The sequence below is a fragment of the Motilimonas cestriensis genome, assembly GCF_021295315.1.
GTDB lineage: Bacteria > Pseudomonadota > Gammaproteobacteria > Enterobacterales > CBDFNC01 > Motilimonas > Motilimonas cestriensis.
In genome coordinates, this window is record NZ_JAIMJA010000006.1 from 43,491 (window position 1) to 61,699 (window position 18,209).

An 18,209-nucleotide genomic window follows, 5' to 3' on the forward strand; every position below is an offset into this window, starting at 1 on the left:
TTATTTATGAACCTTTGATTGTAAACTAAATGTGTTGTTTAAAAATCAAGCAACTAAAACCTGTTTAATTCAAGGATGAATTTATGAAAAAATCCCTCATAGCGCTGGGTGTTGCGATGACATTTAGCCAACCTGTTTTAGCCGTTGACTGCAGTGGTATTGAAGCTTACCAAGGCAAAGGTGAATACACGCAAGATCAACAAGTTACCCATCAAAGCAATAAATTTCAATGTACTGTTCCTGGCTGGTGTGCCCTTGACGGTCCTTATGAGCCTGGTGTTGGTTGGGCATCGAGTAATGCTTGGCAAGATTTAGGCGTTTGTGATACCGGTGGCGGGGATACTGGCGGCGGTGATACCGGCGGTGGTGATACCGGCGGTGGTGATACCGGCGGTGGTGATACCGGCGGTGGTGATACCGGCGGTGGTGATACTGGTGGCGGTGATACCGGTGGTGGTGATACCGGTGGTGGTGATACTGGTGGCGGTGATACCGGTGGTGATACTGGTGGCGGTACAGATACAACAGGGCCATCATGTGATGCAACAGAAGATTGGCAAGCCAGTGTTGCTTATGGCAGTGGTACTGTTATCGATCATCAAGGTGAGTTATATCAGGCGAACTGGTGGACTAAAGGCGCTGATCCGTTAAAAAACTCAGGTCCTTGGCAGGTATGGAGTAGCCAAGGCAGTTGTTCTACCAGCGGCGGTGATACAGGCGGTGATACCGGTGGCGGTGATACTGGTGGCGGTGATACTGGTGGCGGTGATACTGGTGGCGGTGATACTGGTGGCGGTGATACTGGTGGCGGTGATACCGGTGGTGACACAGGTGGTAATACTACTGATACGCCAGTAGCATTGAATGGTCAGCTATCGGTTTGTGGCACTAAGCTATGTAATGAAAAACAGCAGCCAGTGCAACTGCAAGGCATGAGTAGCCATGGTTTGCAGTGGTATGGTTGGAACAACTGTTTAACCGAGAAATCACTTGATGCCCTTGCTAAAGATTGGCAAGCCGATGTCTTACGCATTTCACTTTACGTGCAAGAGGGCGGTTATGAAACCGACCCGCAAGGCTATACCGAGCAGGTTAATCGCTTAATTGCTGAAGCCTCTGAGCGTGGTATGTATGCGCTAGTTGATTGGCACCAGCTTGATCCGGGCGATCCAAATTACAATCTAGCCAATGCTAAGCGTTTCTTTACCGATATTGCTAACGCTAACAAAGATCGTAATAACATTATTTACGATATTGCTAACGAGCCCAACAAAGTGAGCTGGGATCGCATTCAATCTTACTCGACTGAAATTATCCCCGTGATCCGCGCGATTGATCCTGATGCGGTGGTATTAGTGGGTACTCATGGCTGGGCAAGCTTAGGGGTGTCCGATGGCGCGAGTTATCAAGATATCGTTAAGAATCCAGTGCCATTTGATAATGTGATGTACACCTTCCATTTCTATGCCGCTAGTCATGATGATTACTACCGTCAGCAGCTAACGGCCGCCAGTGAAGTGTTGCCATTATTTGTTACCGAGTTTGGTACGCAAACTTATACTGGTGATGGCAATAATGACTTTGTCAGTGCACAGGCTTATTTAGATATTCTAAATAGTAAGCAAATTAGCTGGGTTAACTGGAACTATTCTGACGATTTTCGCAGTGGTGCGGTATGGCAGCAAAGTACTTGTCGTAACGATGGACCTTGGGCTGAGGCGAGCTTAAAACCTGCAGGTAAATGGGTTCGTGAGCAAATGCGTAAGTAATGTTTAGCCTGTCAAAATCATAAGGCGGGCATGGTTTCACGCAAAAACGGCAGCCATATGGCTGCCGTTTTCTTATTAGCGTACCGCTAACTTAACCTTCGTATTTACAAAGGTAAGCCGTATCTACATCTACTTTTACAGAAAAGCTAGAGTTAGCTTCCACTGGGAACATTTGACCGTCAGTGTAAGTTTTCCACTCATCAGAGCCAGCTAGTTTAATGGTTAAGCTACCGCTGACCACTGTCATGTATTCTTTAGCACCAGTAGAAAACTCATACTCGCCTTTTGCCATTACTCCAACAGTTGCTGGTAGGTCTTGTCCTTCAAATGCGATTGATTTTACTTTACCGTCAAAATATTCGTTTACATTAAACATTTTTATAATCCCTATATATAAACTTTTTAAGCTCAATGATGTGTTTTTTCGCCGCCAAGTATGCCTTGAGCAAATCACTGAAACAAGCAAAACTAATTCAACAGCCCCTTGATAGTGAGGTGGAAAAAACTCACTTTTTAGCGCTTACCTCTTGTTGCTGAGTAGGCATCGTTTTATGGTGTGGTTTTAATCTTGGGCGTGCGAGAGGAAAGAAGATGTTACCACTCTATCAAATTGATGCTTTTACCAATGCGCTTTTTAAAGGCAATCCCGCTGCTGTAGTTCCCCTAGACGCTTGGTTAAGTGATGAACTAATGCAACAAATTGCGGCTGAAAATAACCTAGCCGAAACGGCATTTTTTGTGCCCATCAGCCAAGGTCAATATCAGATCCGCTGGTTTACGCCGGCCTGCGAGGTTCCCTTATGTGGCCATGCCACCTTGGCCAGTGCTTTTGTGCTGTTTTATGAATTAGGCTTAGCTGGCGAGCAGGTGGTGTTTCACAGTAAAAGCGGCGAGCTAACGGTGACAAAATCAGGTGAGCAATTACAGTTAAATTTCCCGCAAATTCCAGCTGCCATGGTGGCTGATGAGTTGATCCCTGCTGACATTGAACTTGGCTTGGGCGTGCCAGTTGCAAATGTATTAGAGGCTACTAGCCAAGACGATCCTGTTTACCTTGTGGTGCTCGACAGCGTGCAGCAACTCAGGGCGCTAGCGCCTGATATGAACATTCTAGCTCGCTTGCATCCCCACTCTGTTTTGGTGACAGCATTAGGAGAGGAAGGATCTGACTATGACTGCGAGTCGCGCTTTTTCCTGCCCAGTTATGGCATAGATGAAGACCCAGTTACTGGTATGGCGCACTGCATTTTGGCGCCCTATTGGTGCCTTCAGTTAGGAAAAGCACGTATCAACGCGTATCAAGCCTCTAAGCGTGGTGGTGCTATGCACTGTGAATTACTGGAAGCGGGTAGGGTGTTGTTATCTGGCCACGGCAAGAAATACCTGTCAGGTCAAATAACCCTATAACCTTTGCTCAATAAAGTTGGCCATTGGCGCGGTCGACTTGATTGATTTATAGATTAAAAATTAGAACAAACAATGCGCATTTTTAGTTAGATCCGACTGCCTGATTTCGCTTATCATATTCAGTTCACCTATTCGGCAGCTTTGTTGCCGATTTTGCCTCTTCTTTACCTGCAAATAAAAGGATATGCCATGTTTGGCTTTTTTGAACGCCTTCTGCCTGCTTTTCCGCCCGAAGAGCCGACCCAACCACCAAAGGGGTTGTTAGCCTTTTGCCGACACTACACCAAGGGTATGTGGATCCCACTGCTTCTGATGTCATTATTAACAGCATTAGGAGCAGTATTAGAGGTATCATTATTTCGTTTCATGGGACAACTTGTTGATTGGTTAGCGGATAAAAACCCAGATACTTTCCTAGCAGAAGAGTCGGGCACACTGATTTATATGAGTATTGTGCTGCTGGTGGCGATGCCTTTAGTTGGTCTATTGCATTCGTTGTTGGTGCATCAAACCTTATTGGGTAATTATCCGATGTCGATCCGCTGGTTGGCACACCGATTTTTACTTAAACAAAGTGTGTCGTTTTATGCCGATGATTTTGCTGGACGAATTTCAACTAAGGTGATGCAAACCGCGCTGTCGGTGCGTGAAACCGTGATGAAGCTACTTGATGTCCTAATGTATATTGTGGTGTATTTCACCTCTATGCTGGTACTGGTTGCCTCGGCTGATTGGCGTTTAATGCTGCCTATGTTGGTATGGTTGGCCGCTTATGTTGGCATTCAAATGTATTTTGTACCTAAGCTACGTGCAATTTCAGCTGAACAAGCCGATGCGCGTTCGATGATGGCGGGTCGTATTGTCGATTCATACACCAATATCACCACTGTAAAACTATTCTCACACACTAACCGTGAAGCCGACTATGCCAAAGAAGGCATGGACGAATTTATGGCGACGGTGTACAAACAAATGCGCTTAGCAACCAGCCTGAATATGTCGGTCAACGTTATTAATTATCTACTGGTATTTGTTATTTCGGCGATGGCTATTTGGCTTTGGTCTGGCAGCTTAATTACGGTTGGTGCTATTGCCATTGCGGTGTCATTAGCGCTACGTTTAAACGGCATGGCGCAATGGATCATGTGGGAAGTCAGTGCCTTATTTGAAAACATGGGCACAGTGACAGACGGCATGAATACCCTGTCTAAGCCATTACAAATTCAAGATAAAGCGGGTGCGCAGCCGATAGTAGTTAATAAGGGCGAAATTAAATTTGATCAGGTTGGTTTTCACTATGGTGAGGACAAAGGCGTGATTAATAATTTGCAATTTACCATTAAACCGGGCCAGAAAATTGGTCTAGTGGGTCGCTCGGGAGCCGGTAAATCAACCTTAGTGAACTTGTTGATGCGTTTCCACGATGTTGAGTCAGGACGTATTCTCATTGACGATCAGGACATTCGTGAGATCCAACAAGATAGTTTGCGCGCGCAAATCGGCATGGTAACGCAGGACACCTCGTTGCTGCATCGTTCGGTGCGAGAAAACTTACTGTACGGACGCCCAGATGCCACTGAAGAAGAAATGATTGCTGCGGCTAAGCAGGCCGAAGCCCATGAGTTTATTCTCGGCTTAACGGATCCAAGTGGCCGCACCGGTTATGACGCTCATGTGGGTGAGCGCGGCGTGAAGTTATCCGGTGGTCAGCGTCAACGTATTGCCATTACTCGAGTGTTATTAAAAGATGCGCCGATCCTGATTTTAGATGAAGCCACCTCGGCGCTGGACTCAGAAGTAGAAGCGGCGATTCAAGCTAGTTTATATAAACTCATGCAAGGCAAAACCGTTATTGCTATTGCTCACCGCTTATCAACCATCGCCGCGATGGATAAACTGATCGTGCTGGATAAAGGTGAAATCGCCGAGCAGGGTAGTCATGCTGAGCTGGTTGCCGCAGGTGGGATTTACGCCCAGCTATGGGCGCATCAAACGGGCGGATTTCTCGGCGAGGATTAAGTTCCTATTCGCCGAATAAATTCGGCTCCTACACGATATTCCCCCGTAGGAGCCGAGCTCGCTCGGCGAATGATATTCTGAACTTAGCAATATCGCCGAGTATATTTGCCCTCTACACGATATTCCCTCCATAGAGGAACTGAGCTTGCTCAGCGAAAAAGCGCTTTATCGCCCCATGACTGGGGCTCCTACCTAATAAATTAACCCGCCAAGCTTTGCTGGCTGTTAATGTAACTCACCAAATCTTCAATCGACAGTACGGGCATTTGATGTTGCGTAGCAAACTTAACCACTTCAGGTAAGCGTGCCATTGAGCCATCAATATTGTTTAATTCGCAAATCACGCCAAAAGGATCGAGTCCTGCTAGTCGCATTAAATCGACCGACGCTTCGGTATGACCGCGTCTTACTAACACCCCGCCATTGACCGCTTTTAGCGGAAACACATGGCCGGGACGTGATAAATCTTCGGGCTTGGCGTTGGCTGCGGTGGCGGCTTTGATGGTGGTCACGCGATCGGCGGCGCTAACACCTGTGGTTACGCCTTCTTTTGCTTCGATAGTCACAGTATAAGCGGTGTGATTTTGGCTGGTGTTGTTGCTAACCATTTGTGGTAAATCGAGCTGCTTAACACGCTCTTCTGGTAAACATAAACACACAATACCGCTGCCTTCGCGGATCATCATCGCCATTTGTGCGGTAGTGAGGTGCTGCGCTGAAAAAATAAAATCCCCTTCGTTTTCACGATTTTCATCGTCAACAACCAGTACACCTTGGCCTTGTTGCAGTGCGGTTAATGCCGCCTCAACACGTTGCAATGGCGTGCCAAAAGGGGTTAATAAAGACTGACTCATGGTAAATTCCTTCTATAAATAGATACCAGAATCAGGGCTGATAGAGGACGTGTTTGACCACGAAAAAAGCCTACGCAAGTGCCCATTAGCAAATGGCTGACAATAGCCTGCTAACGGACGAGCCCGCGCATTATTTTTTATTCTCTCTCATCCGGACTATGACCGTCGGCTCTGGAGTTACACCAGATCTGCTGACCTTGCTTAAACAGAGTTAACCAAGCGCTCGCGGGCTTTTGTTTATCTCGACATCGAGGTGAAAACAATTTACCGCCGGTGGGGAATTGCGCCCCGCCCTGAGAATGTGCTTAAAAAGCGCGGATAGTTTACCGCTACAGCAATAAGTTGCAAGTGATTGGTTATTTGCGTTTTATTTAATGCTGTTAACGAAATGTTGCATTTGCTTTGCTGAGTCGCTAATCTGCGCGCCATGGAACAAGGATGTTTTCGACATTGGGCACGATTTCTCGTTATATCAGTTCTGCTGAAGCTGATGCTGCCCTTCTATGCCAGCGCTGCCAGTGCCGTTAATCCGGCGCTGCAGGGTTACGATCCGAACGAAAAAATACTGATTTGTACCGCCACGGGATTTAAGTGGGTTAAGGCAAGTGAGCTATTTGCTGGCGATGCGATGGCTACCAGTGATGGCCTTAATGCCGATGTTGCTAATTTGGATGGTCACGGCGATTCTCCTTTTTCTAAATTTAAATGCGCTTTATGTGTACCAGCAGTCGATCTTAGTGCACTGCAGCAGGTCTATCTTGGCATCAAACCTAGCTTATTATTAAGCCAGCTCACTGCTATTTGGTATCAATCCAATGGCCTTGAATATGCAAATGTTATTTGGTTTCAACCCCTCCTGCGCGCCCCGCCGCCACAACACGTTTAACCGCCTCATTTAATCTGATTTTGTTGGAAAGCTTTGCGGTGTAACTTTGGTTGCCGCTTGATTTTTCTTGCAAATTCAATATCAAAATTAATTTTGCTAACGAAAGCGATTGTTTGGTTGAGATGCCAATAAAGCGCCTACTTAGCGGATAAACGTGTTGAATTAGAAATGAATATAACAACTAAAAAAACCTTAATCGCATTGGCGATGAGCAGTATTGTACCTTTTGCCACGTTTGCGCAATCTGAGCAAGGGCAAACTGAACCGGGCCAAATTGAAACGACGACTAACAGCGTTGATACCATGGTGATCACTGCCACTCGTGAAGGTAAATCCCGTAGCGAGTTGGCGGAAAGTGTTAGCGTGCAAGACAAAGAAGAAATTGAAGCTGTCTCGCCATCTCACCCCGCTGAGTTACTTAATCGAGTGGCAGGTGTGCATGTTAATAACCTCGGCGGCGAAGGGCATATGACGTCAATCCGCCAACCAATTTCAACCAGTGGCGTGTATCTGTTTTTAGAAGATGGGGTGCCGACTCGTCCTACCGGTTTCTTCAATCACAACGGTTTATACGAAGTGAATATTCCTCAGGCCGAGCGAGTGGAAGTGACCAAAGGACCGGGATCATCACTCTACGGCAGTGATGCGATTGGCGGGGTGATTAACTCGGTGACTGAGGCCAGTCCTGATTACGCGTCAGGTCGAGTAAACCTTGAAGGGGGAGAGCATGGCTGGAAACGCGCGCTGGTTTCTGGTGGCACTGATATTAATGACGATCATGGCATGGCATTTAAGTTAAACCTGACTGACAGTGACGGTTATCGTGATGAGTCAGAATATCAGCGTTACTCTACCTCACTGCGTTTTGACGGCAATCTTTCTAGTGCGACCAGTTACAAGTTGATCGCAGCTTATACCGGTGTTGACCAAAGTGGCGTGTCAGATTTAGAAGAAGATGATTACAAAAATAATCCGACCAAGAATAAATACCATGGCGACATTGGTTTTCGTGATGTGAGTGCCTTTCGCTTAACGGGGGAAATTGCCACCGAGCTAAGTGATGTATCGCTACTGAGTTTTACGCCCTTCTATCGTGATAACACCACTAAGATGATGCCCAGTTGGATGGTAACTTATGATCCTAACATTCGTGAAACCAACTTCCAGTCATTTGGTCTATTAAGTAAGTACCGTTATAACTTTGAGCAAGGTGAATTGATCACCGGTGTCGACATCGACCACACTGTATCTGACTACCAAGAAAAGCAAATTTCGGTAACCAAGCAAGGCGACATTTTTACCGATTACAGTGAAACAGGTCGTACTCATTACGATTATGATGCTGACCAAACCTCTATTTCACCCTATGTGCATGGCGAATGGACACCAGCAGATAATTGGCGTTTAGTGGCTGGGCTGCGTTATGACTATTTTCACCTTGATTACACCGATAATCTTGACAGCAGTATCAGTGAAACCCTTGGCCGAGGTCGTTGGTTACGCCCTGATTCTCAGTCTCTTGATTTTAACCACCTCAGCCCCAAACTGGGCGCGGTGTATAGCTTTAATCAAGGTCATCAAACCTATGCCAATTATCGTAATGCGTTTCGTATTCCTTCGGTTGGCCAGCTATTTCGCTCTGGCTCAACGGTGAATACCACCGATTTAAAACCCGTTGAATCAGACAGTTTTGAAATTGGCTTTCGTGGTGATTTAACGGAGAGTTTTGGTTATGACCTGACCTTGTATCACATGATCGTGAAAAACCAAGTAGTTAGCTATATCGATGGTCGCGATCGCAAAACCACCAATGCCGGTAAAACGCAGCACCAAGGTATCGAGCTGTCGCTCGCAGGTGACCTAACTGACGAGTGGGGCATGAATGCTGGCTTTACTTACAACCAGCAAGAATACAAAGCGTACCAATATATTTACTCTTGTTATCCACCAGCGTGTGTACCTCCGGTGGTTGAAACGCGCAACTATGCCGGTTTTGATGTTGGTAAAGCGCCCAATACTATGGGTAATTTAGCCTTTCAATATGCGCCATTAGCCTTGGATGGATTGGCATTAGAGCTGGAGTGGGAGCACTTAGGCGAATACTACACCGATGAGACCAACACCAATAAATACCAGGGCCATGATTTATTTAACTTACGTGCCAGCTATGAAATTAGCGACCGCGTGATGTTGCGTGGTCGGGTAATGAACTTAGCGGATACACGTTACTCGACTTACACCTCTAACCAAGTGGGTAACCCTAATATTTCCTATCGTCCGGGCGCGCCACGCAGTTTTTACTTAGGTATTGACGCACAGTTTTAAGGGCTGATTTTAGAATACGGCTCCAAGCACTTGGTGATTGGCAACATAGGTGCTTGGAAGCTGTTGATGGTAAGGCATATGTAAGGTATTCCCATGCAATTTAAATTTTTAAAGCCGCTGTTAAAGCCGGCGAAAACATGGCACAACCGTCTCGCTTGGTTGGCGTTTATTAGCCTATTTATCTGGGCGTTGTCGGGGTTGTTACATCCGCTAATGAGTTGGACTGGGCCAAAGTTGGCGGCTTTTTTTCCGCCTAAAGCCGTATTACCCGCCAGTTTGGTAAGCCAAGTGCCAGCGGTGTTAAAACAACACCAAATCAATCAAGCGTTATTGGTGAAAGTTGTGCCCTCGGTCAATGGCGCGGTGCTACAGGTGACGCAAGATGAATTGGCGCCGCGGCGTTACTTTGATTTAAGTAATTATCGTGAGTTAGCCGATCATGATGTTGAGCATGCTAAGTGGTTAGCGCGTTATTATACCGGCCTCGCTGATACGGCGATCAAGTCCGTCACCCTGCAAACGCAGTTTGATCATGCTTACCCTTGGGTTAACCGCTTGCTGCCGGTGTATAAAGTGGCGTTTGACTCGCCCGATGGTCTCACCATCTATGTACACACGGAAACCAACGCCCAAGCTGGGCTCACTAATGACTACAAAACCCAAGTGCAAGGCTGGTTCCGTACTTTACACACTTGGCATTGGTTAGATGATTTTGAGTATGCGCGAGTATTGCTGGTGGGGTTACTAATGTTAGTGCTGGTGCTAAGCACGCTAACTGGTATGGCGCTGGTACTTTCTATTAAGCGCAGCGCTAAGGCGACTTGGCAGCGTAATGTGCATCATTTAGTGGCGTATGCTATCTGGTTGCCTTTACTGGGCTTTAGTGGCAGTGGCTTGTATCACCTGTTACATGCTGCCATCGCTGACCAACACAACGGCTTGCGTTTAGCGCAGCCATTGACTTGGCAAGACGATGAGCTCAACCAACAAATATGGTCTAGCAAAGAGCTTGGCTTTATGCTGAATGGTTTAAGTTTAATTCGCGACCCGCAAGGGCAGTTAATTTATCGCTTAAGTTTACCAAGTAACAAAGCGGGTAAGGGCGGCCATGTCCATGATGCGGTGAAAACGGCAGGTAAAGATGAGCACCCTCATCACGGTCATCAAGCCCCGCAACGTGACGCGATTTATGACGGCATCGCCATTACGGATCCAGCGTTGTACATCTCGGCGAAAACGGGCCAGCAAGTGGCATTTAACGATGAAAAACTGGTGATAGCAATGGCTGAGCAACAGTTGGGTTTACCCCTTGAGCAGCTGCAAGGCACTCAGCTTATTACGCACTTCGGTTTACATTATGATTTTCGCAACAAGCGCTTGCCTGTGTGGCAACTGGATTATGACAGTGAGCTAGGTGATAAGGTATTTATTGATCCGGCGACAGGGATCTTAGTCGACCGCCTCACCGACAACGCACGCTACGAAGGTTATTCGTTTAGCTTTTTACATAAATGGAACTTTACTCGGCCACTTATGGAGCGGAGCACCCGTGACATCATCATGTGCATAGTGCTGTTTATGGCGATGTTTTTTGCAGCCTTGGGGATAGTGTTAAAGCTAAGGCGTAGAGCTTAGGTCAGGACTTAACATTGAAACAGAGCAAGCTCATTGTTGAGCTTGCCCTTGTTGCTCGGCTAGTTTGAGTAACCTTTGCTTTAAGGCATGGGCTTGAGCTGGCGTAATATTTTGCACCGATTGGATTCTTTCGTTGATGCTTTGCCGCTGACTGGATTGGGATTGCTCTAGGTTCTTTTTCACCCGCTTGATCGCCTCATGGTTAAAATCCGATTGAAAATATGAGTCTTCATGAGCGGTTTTTATTGAATCAAACTTGAGTTTATCAGGCTGACTCGTTAAGTCTCCCGCTTGGCTATAGCTAGTCCAAAACGCTTCAATGCCGTCATTGCTTAAATCTAATTGATGGTCAAAGTACACCTGCTGGTGGGGGCCCGCCACATAGTAACTGCGAAAGCGTTCGGCGATACTGATAGGTTGTGTTTGTAAATTAAACAGGGTCAAGTCTACATAATGACGCTGAGCAAGGACGCCTTGTTGCAAGGTAAGTTGCGGCCCCGCCAGTAGGTAGTTTTCTTTGCCCGGCAGTTGAATATTGTCAATAAAACTCAAAGCCAATGGCGCTATATCGTGTTTGATACTGCCCTTAGGTAGTTGGGCGAGGTGAGCTAATGGCTCAGTAATCTGCCCACCTTTGATGGTGCCTAAATGTTGATAAATCAGTGGATCAGGAATGGGCTTATAGCCGTTGGCGGTGCGTTTTACCATTCGAGGCTTTGAGAAATCACGTTGCTGCTTTTTAAACACGCGAATTTGGCTTTGCGCTTGGGTTGTTTGCCCTTGCGTCGTCGGCAATACCACTTCGCCGATGGCGAGAACATTATTACCTAAGGTTAAGCTGTGAAACTCGGTGTTGGCTTTTGGGATTATCTTGAGTTTGGCTGTGATGGCGTTGCGATAGAGCTCAAATTCAAATATTTGGATAAAGCTATCGCGGCCATCGGCATTGGCATAAAGGGCGGCGATATGAAAAGCCCCACTGGAGACACTGAGGGCTTTGATGCGATAGTGTTGCAATTGCTCAGGCAACTCACCATGGGCCACGGCTTGTGCTCCCTCTTTAATACTAAATACCTTAATGCGGCGCTGGCTGGCGGTGACGAGGAAATAGCCATTATTAGCGACATCAAATAACCAAGGCTCATCGGCTTGATAGGGAGAGTCCTGATCAAAAAAGGCAAAATGTTGATTCGGATAACTGTGGTGGAGTTGGCCCCTTGGCTTGTGAATACTGCTGATGCCGTAGCAGTTACTTTGCTCGGACTGGCAAAGATAAGTAAACAGCATGTCGGTGCGCGGCCGATATTGCCAGCGGTTTAAAAACAATTGCTGAGCCGTTAAGTCAAAGGCGAGGCTAAACGTCGGTTGTTTAGTGAAAAAGTCCCATCGGTTACTGTCTTCATTGACCAATCGAATGCTTTGGGTGATGCCAAAAGGTTGTTCCGCCAGCGGTTTAAACAACACATGGTTATTTTGATATTCATCGCCACTTAGCCCCACTTGTGGCAGCGGCCAGAACGCTTGCTGCGATGACCCCTCTAGTCCAATTATTCGAGGCTTGGGATTAACAGTGAACGCAACGGTGTCGGTCTTGCCATTGGGCGTGTTGATATTATTGAGCAGCACGGCGCCTAATATAAGTAAGCTCAGGGCGATAAATACAAAACTGATAGTGCGCTTGATCATGGCTGCTCCTGTGTCGGCGGCTCACTCGTTAGTCCCTGTTCAGCTTGACCAGAAGCGATTTCAAATTGTGGCACGGGCGTGGGAGTCAGTTGCATAGCAAACAGTAACGACCAAGCGGCAACGCTTAACCCACCGAGTGCGATGGCGCCGGCCACTTGTTTTTTGGAAAGCTTAAAACCCGCAAACCAAGCTACTATTTGGCTGAAATTGATACTCGGTGCCGACGCTTGATTGCGAACTGGATTGATTGGTCTAGCTGGGTTTTGATACTGTGGTGTGTTCCCCGTATATGGCTGCTGATGCCTTGCTCTAGCTGCTTTGATAGATTTTTTTCTAATGACTCTAGGGGCAGCAATATTTTGCTTTGGCTGCTGACAATGAGGACAAGTCTTCCCCCAATATTGATGGCTAGTGGCTTGCTGACACTGTTTAAGCTGCGGGCGTAAATTTGCTAATCGATCAACCCAATCTTGCGCGCTTAAGCGAGTGGCTGAGGTTAAACTGCGGCTAAAGCTATTAATCAGCTCAGCCGGAAAATCTAAATGCAGCGACCAAGGCGAAGGCGCGATATCGGGGTGCGCCGTTGCGCCATAAGGATAAAGTTGTTTGGCAATTTTACTTTGGTTATCCGTGGGTAAATCTCGCCCCTTTTTGGGCACGCCCTGAAAGGGGTGCAAGCCATGATTGAGCAGCTGAAATAAAATAACCGCAAGGGCAAATTGGTCTTGCTGCTGATCGAGGGCTTGTGGTGGTAACTGCTGATTATAGGCCTCGGGGGCAATAAAGCCGGCGGTATATTGATGAGCCGGAAAGTCACTTTGTTTGCCCTTAATCGAAAAACCATCACAGTCAACAATGCAAACTTCGGCGCTGCGCTTATTAACCGATAAGTTGGCCGGTTTTAAGTCGATAATGGCATGGCCAAGGCGGTGCAGGGCGGCGATTTGTTGGCAAAGATTAATCGCCACCTTAATGCGAAAGCGAATATCATCGGGCAGTTGATGTAATTCACGGGTGCGCTTACTCAGTAGCATTTCCAATTGCACATGCTCGGATAAATCCAGCAGCGGCATTGCAAAGCCCAAAAAGCGTTGTTTATGGTCGGCAACCAGCGCAATGGGCCAAGTGAAGCCCGCTTCTCCCTCTTGTGATACGTGCGGTGGCTGCGCAATCATTTGCCAGAGTTTGTTTTGCCGCGTGTCATCTTTGTCGGCATCGTGATACAGCTTGATGGCGTATTGGCCATCAAGGCTAGCGTGGATTGCGCCATCTGCGCCTTGATTTAGCGCCTTGGGGTTGAGTGTGATAGGTTGGTTTTTGCCATCATTAAAGCAAAGATTAACGCGTAGAGTCATACAGCCAAACTTGAGTTATACAACCACACTAGGGTTTTATCGTCTTGGGTAATGGAATGTGTGCGAGGATCGTCTAAGGTTGCCATTAGTGCTTGGCTGGCAAGCTCGCTATCAACACTGGCTAAGTAACTATGTACCGGCTTTAAAAATTTTAAATCCGGTGCATAGGGATGCGTCTTCGCAGCAAAGCTGGCACAGCCATCACTCATTAAAAACCAAATCTTGTAGCGCGCTGGCGCGCACATGACTCGCAGGTGAGACTGCCAATCGTCTAAGGTAAAGAAATACGTGGTTTCGGCAAAATCGCCATTTTCAGGCTCACTGACAATAAAGTCCTGCCAATCATCTGGGTTAATACCAATGATCAAGCCATCACCGAGATGAAATACTAAGTTTTGTTGTTGATGTTGCACTAAGCCACAAAGCGTCGCGTGATAGTCATTTAATGGACCTTGATTGGCTAGCGCTTTGCGACATTGTGCGAGGGTATCGCACAGTTGATTGACTAATTCTGGCTCTGCAATCACCGCCGAGGGTTGCGCCAATACATAATTTAGCAAGTTATCACAGACCATTTGGCTGAGTTTTTTTGCGCCTTGATCTGAGTGTTTAGCTGAGCCTGCACCATCGCAAACGCAGGCCACGGTTGCACCAGCCTCGCTGGCAACTTGCCAAGCATCTTGGCATGGTTGATTGGTTTTAAGGTGGCCCTGACCGCGCACTGCTGCGCCAACAAAGTGTACCGTTTGCGCTCGCTTACTGGTTGTTTGCGTCATGTTAGATTTCGACTTCGGCCCATTCATTGGTACTTGGTAGTTGTACTTTTTGTCCCGGTACACTTGAAGATACCGTGGTCATGCTGCGGCTGAGCCAAACAAAAAGTTCGTTAAAGGCAAGGCCCTTTAGTTTTTTCGGTGTTTTATTGGAAAATTGACCAAGAGCGTCAAAATCTGCGCCTTCAGTGCCGATGGGAAATATCACCGCGCGTTTGTTTTGCTCAGCTTCACGACAAGCTTGTGCGGCTTCTTCCCAGCCATAGTCATTGGGCGAGCCATCAGAAATCATGATGATCCAAGGGCGGGTGCTGGAGATACCATTGGCGTCGTATTGGGCTTTTTGGTTTTGTACTTCTTCAAGGGCGTATGACATGCCTTTGCCCAAGGGCGTTAGACCCGAAGCTATTATTTCTGGCGCTTTAAAGTCAATGGCATCGACCCATGGCTGCACCACAGTCACATCGTCGTGACCGCCTACGGTGATCACTAATACTTGGACGCGCATAGCGGTGGAAACATCGCCTTTAAGCTGCTCTTCAAATACGCGGAGGCCGTGGTTTAACTGTTCAATGGGAGCTCCATTCATCGAGCCCGATGCATCCAAAACCAAAACACAAGGAGTTCGCTGGTTGGTGTTATCGGCAAATTCTACCCCTGGAATAGCGTGTGACATGATATCTCCTTGTTGGCTATAGTTGATGTGTATTTGACATTTTATGGCATGTTAGCGTCTTTTATTTAAAAGGTAAAACCTAGAGGAAAAGGTGAGGGGGTAAATGAGCAGAAAAAGCATAGAACTGATAGCTAATAATGAGTATAAAAACGCGCTATAATTAGCTCATTCTTACTTGTTAGCAAGGCACTTCAATGAAGCTTGGGTTGGTTCTATTTATCTGCATCATTTGGTTTGAAACCGCGTTAGCTAAGCCGCAACTAGTGGTGAATTATGCGCCCAGCGATAATGCTCCCTATGTATTTTTAGGCCCGCGCGGGGCTGAATCTGGCATTATTGTTGAGCTAATGGACGAGCTTGCTCGGCGTGCAGACGTTGATGTGAGTTATCAACAAGTGGCGCGTAAGCGTTTAGAGTACAGCCTGCAGAACGGTAAAATTCATGTGGTGGTAACGTCAAACCCTAAGTGGTTGGCTGAGCCTGATAAGGTGGATTGGGCGCTGCCCATATTTGATGAAAAGAATGTGATAGTGATCCGTCGTGATTCTCCTAATATCATCAAGGTTGAAGATCTCATCGGCTTAACCTTAGGGACGGTGCTTGGCTACGCATACCCTGAAATAGATAATGAGTTAACCAATGGTTTGGTGGTACGTTCGGACTCACTTGAGGTAATGCATAATTTAACTCGGTTAAAGGCAGGGCGGTTGGATGCGGTAGTTACATCCGATATTCAGGGGGCTTGGCTGATAAAGGAAAGCGGTTATCAAAACGATCTTGTATTTGCTAGCTTTTTGGTGAGTGAACAAAAGATAACACCTGCGATTTCTAAGCTTAGCCCGGTGCCATTAGAGCAGGTAAATCAAATACTGCAAAGTATGTTGGATGATGGTTTTATTGCTAAGTTATTGCAGAAGTATTCGGATTAAAAAATGGGTGCAATTACCCTAGCAGGCAATGTTGCCTGCTAGTGACGTTAAATTATTGGTTTAAATGCGCCAATAGTTTTTCTGCAGCCAGTACTGAGCTGGCTGGGTTTTGTCCGGTAATAATTAAGCCATCTTGTACTGCAAAGGCGCTCCAGTCATCGCCTTTTTGATACTCGCCACCGCGCTTGATTAACTCGTCTTCCAGTAAGAATGGCACCACATCGGTTAACTGTACTGCTTCTTCTTCACTGTTGGTAAAACCGGTGACCGCTTTGCCTTTTATTGCATACTCACCCGATGCCTGTTTCGCATTAAGTAGCGCGGCACCAGCATGACATACCGCTGCTACGGCTTTGTTTGCTTTCAGTAAGTTTTCAATTAATGCAATTGAGGTTGGGTTATCCGTTAAATCCCAAAGTGGGCCGTGACCGCCGGGATAAAACACGGCATCAAAGTCGTCGGCATTGATATCCGCTAATTTAGCTGTGGTGGCAACGAGTTGTTGTGTGCTTTCGTCGGCGTCAAAGCGCTTGGTTGCTTCGGTTTGAAAGTCAGCTAATTCACTTTTAGGATCGATGGGCGCTTGGCCGCCTTTAGGACTTGCTAGTGTGACTTGTGCGCCCGCATCAATAAAGGCGTAGTAAGGTGCGGCAAATTCTTCGATCCAAAAACCGGTTTTTTCACCGGTGTCGCCAAGTTGATCGTGTGATGTTAAGACCATTAAGATTTTGTTAGACATGCTGGATCCCGTATTTATTAAAAGAATGAACGTTGAGAGCTTAGCTCATGGAATGAGTATAAGGAGAGGCGCTGTTGCTAACAATGCAGATAAAGTGAACTACATTGTTTCAATAGTTGATACAATAGGCGTGAGTTTTAGTAAAAGGTAAGTCAATGGACGTCTCATTTGAGCAGTTAAAGAGCATGGTGGTTTTTGCCAAGGTGGTAGAGCAAGGTAGCTTAAGCGGCGCGGCTAAGCAGATTGGTTTGTCGCGTGCGGTGGTTAGCTATCATCTGAAGAAGCTAGAAGCTCATCTTCAGGTTAAATTACTTAATCGTTCGACGCGCTCCATTAGTCTCACGGAAGCAGGCCGAGTGTACTATCAGTGCTGTCATGCTATTGCCGAGCAGGCCAGTCAGGCTAATCAACAAATTGAAAGTTTAAAAAATGAGCCCGAAGGTTTACTTAAAATAACCTGCCCCGTTAATGTCGGGTTACAGCTTATCGTGCCTGCGCTAAATGCATTTCGCGGCCTGTATCCGAAAATCGAGTTGGATGTAAAGTTGAGTGATGAAGTAGAAAATATTATTAAGGGCGGCTTTGATTTAGCCATTCGCGGTGCACCATTGCAAGACTCAGGATTACAGGCCAGCAAGCTTGCTACTTTACCGACTTGTATTTGCGGTGCGCCGAGTTATTTTGTCCGAAAGGGGTTGCCAACTACACCGAGCGAGCTATCGGGGCATGATTGGGTTATTTATCAGCAGACATCGCCGAACCTTAACCTTACTAAAGGAAGCCGTTCTTTTAGTATTATTACCACTGGCAGTGTAAGTACTAACAACGCTGCCGCGCGCACTGCGTTTGTTGAGGCGGGGCATGGGCTGGCGCGCATTCCTCTGTACGATGCGTTACCAAAAATTAATGCCGGGCGTTTGGTCAGGGTGCTAGAAGATTATCAGCTAGCGGATATTAATATTTTTGCAGTATTTCCACCGGGTACGGCTGATACCAAGAAATTGCGCTTGTTGATTACTTTTTTAAAAGATTTTTTTAAACGTCAACTTTGAGTCAGTATTGCTTCGCTAATGTAAAAAAGAGGCGCTAGGCGCCTCTTTGGGTCAAAGGAATGTTAATGACTTATTATACTAATCTAAATAACTATCTGGTCATT

At 46.7% G+C, this 18,209-nt stretch carries 15 protein-coding genes and 1 riboswitch; of the genes, 8 read left to right on the forward strand and 7 right to left on the reverse strand.

The features are described 5' to 3' along the window. Positions 1–83 precede the first annotated feature (83 nt). Positions 84–1,769 (forward strand): cellulase family glycosylhydrolase, encoded by a 1,686-nt coding sequence (locus K6Y31_RS07360; protein ID WP_233052163.1) that lies wholly within the window; start codon positions 84–86, stop codon positions 1,767–1,769. Positions 1,770–1,860: 91 nt separating this feature from the next. Here K6Y31_RS07360 and ppnP read toward each other — a convergent pair whose 3' ends face one another. Further along, complete coding sequence (ppnP, locus tag K6Y31_RS07365; RefSeq protein WP_232799855.1) at positions 1,861–2,145, reverse strand: pyrimidine/purine nucleoside phosphorylase; 285 nt, start codon at positions 2,143–2,145, stop codon at positions 1,861–1,863. Positions 2,146–2,360: 215 nt separating this feature from the next. On the opposite strand from ppnP, the gene K6Y31_RS07370 reads away from it, so the two are divergent. Together K6Y31_RS07370 and K6Y31_RS07375 are read left to right on the forward strand one after the other, a co-directional pair. Continuing rightward, a complete protein-coding gene (locus K6Y31_RS07370) occupies positions 2,361–3,176 on the forward strand; it encodes a PhzF family phenazine biosynthesis protein (RefSeq protein WP_233052164.1) in 816 nt (271 codons plus the stop codon). A gap of 189 nt (positions 3,177–3,365) precedes the next feature. Continuing rightward, positions 3,366–5,195: an ABC transporter ATP-binding protein gene (locus K6Y31_RS07375; RefSeq protein ID WP_232799853.1), complete on the forward strand. Its 1,830-nt coding sequence runs from the start codon at positions 3,366–3,368 to the stop codon at positions 5,193–5,195. 200 nt (positions 5,196–5,395) lie between these two features. Here the strand turns inward: K6Y31_RS07375 and ribB are convergent, their stop codons facing one another. After that, positions 5,396–6,049 carry a 3,4-dihydroxy-2-butanone-4-phosphate synthase gene (gene ribB, locus K6Y31_RS07380; protein ID WP_233052165.1) on the reverse strand — a complete coding sequence of 218 codons (654 nt, stop codon included), beginning with the start codon at positions 6,047–6,049 and terminating at the stop codon, positions 5,396–5,398. A 135-nt stretch (positions 6,050–6,184) separates the two neighbouring features. Next, a riboswitch (FMN riboswitch) is annotated at positions 6,185–6,354 on the reverse strand. 122 nt (positions 6,355–6,476) lie between these two features. Between ribB and K6Y31_RS07385 the strand changes: the two genes are divergently transcribed. The 3 genes from K6Y31_RS07385 (at position 6,477) to K6Y31_RS07395 (ending at position 10,895) form a co-directional block, all read left to right on the forward strand. Continuing rightward, the gene (locus K6Y31_RS07385) at positions 6,477–6,935 is read left to right on the forward strand and encodes a hypothetical protein (protein WP_233052166.1); all 459 of its coding nucleotides are present in this window, start codon (positions 6,477–6,479) and stop codon (positions 6,933–6,935) included. Positions 6,936–7,103: 168 nt separating this feature from the next. Further along, positions 7,104–9,260: a TonB-dependent receptor gene (locus tag K6Y31_RS07390; RefSeq protein ID WP_233052167.1), complete on the forward strand. Its 2,157-nt coding sequence runs from the start codon at positions 7,104–7,106 to the stop codon at positions 9,258–9,260. 93 nt (positions 9,261–9,353) lie between these two features. Further along, the gene (locus K6Y31_RS07395; protein WP_233052168.1) at positions 9,354–10,895 is read left to right on the forward strand and encodes a PepSY domain-containing protein; all 1,542 of its coding nucleotides are present in this window, start codon (positions 9,354–9,356) and stop codon (positions 10,893–10,895) included. 30 nt (positions 10,896–10,925) lie between these two features. Here K6Y31_RS07395 and K6Y31_RS07400 read toward each other — a convergent pair whose 3' ends face one another. The 4 genes from K6Y31_RS07400 to K6Y31_RS07415 are packed head-to-tail and all read right to left on the reverse strand — an operon-like array spanning position 10,926 to position 15,385. Next, positions 10,926–12,581, reverse strand: coding sequence for a hypothetical protein (locus K6Y31_RS07400; protein WP_233052169.1), 1,656 nt, complete (start codon positions 12,579–12,581; stop codon positions 10,926–10,928). After that, the gene (locus K6Y31_RS07405; protein ID WP_233052170.1) at positions 12,578–13,936 is read right to left on the reverse strand and encodes a protein kinase domain-containing protein; all 1,359 of its coding nucleotides are present in this window, start codon (positions 13,934–13,936) and stop codon (positions 12,578–12,580) included. Before K6Y31_RS07405 ends, K6Y31_RS07400 begins: the two co-directional genes overlap by 4 nt. Then, positions 13,933–14,712: a PP2C family serine/threonine-protein phosphatase gene (locus K6Y31_RS07410; RefSeq protein ID WP_233052171.1), complete on the reverse strand. Its 780-nt coding sequence runs from the start codon at positions 14,710–14,712 to the stop codon at positions 13,933–13,935. The genes K6Y31_RS07405 and K6Y31_RS07410 overlap by 4 nt, the downstream gene beginning before the upstream one ends. A gap of 1 nt (position 14,713) precedes the next feature. Then, positions 14,714–15,385 carry a vWA domain-containing protein gene (locus K6Y31_RS07415; RefSeq protein ID WP_232799846.1) on the reverse strand — a complete coding sequence of 224 codons (672 nt, stop codon included), beginning with the start codon at positions 15,383–15,385 and terminating at the stop codon, positions 14,714–14,716. A gap of 194 nt (positions 15,386–15,579) precedes the next feature. Here K6Y31_RS07415 and K6Y31_RS07420 point away from each other — a divergent pair, with 194 nt between their 5' ends. Beyond that, entirely contained in the window at positions 15,580–16,314 is a 735-nt protein-coding gene (locus K6Y31_RS07420; RefSeq protein WP_233052172.1) for a substrate-binding periplasmic protein, read from the forward strand. 52 nt (positions 16,315–16,366) lie between these two features. Here K6Y31_RS07420 and K6Y31_RS07425 read toward each other — a convergent pair whose 3' ends face one another. Continuing rightward, positions 16,367–17,053, reverse strand: coding sequence for a type 1 glutamine amidotransferase domain-containing protein (locus K6Y31_RS07425; RefSeq protein WP_233052173.1), 687 nt, complete (start codon positions 17,051–17,053; stop codon positions 16,367–16,369). A gap of 155 nt (positions 17,054–17,208) precedes the next feature. Between K6Y31_RS07425 and K6Y31_RS07430 the strand changes: the two genes are divergently transcribed. Further along, positions 17,209–18,105: a LysR family transcriptional regulator gene (locus tag K6Y31_RS07430; RefSeq protein WP_233052174.1), complete on the forward strand. Its 897-nt coding sequence runs from the start codon at positions 17,209–17,211 to the stop codon at positions 18,103–18,105. Positions 18,106–18,209 lie beyond the last annotated feature (104 nt).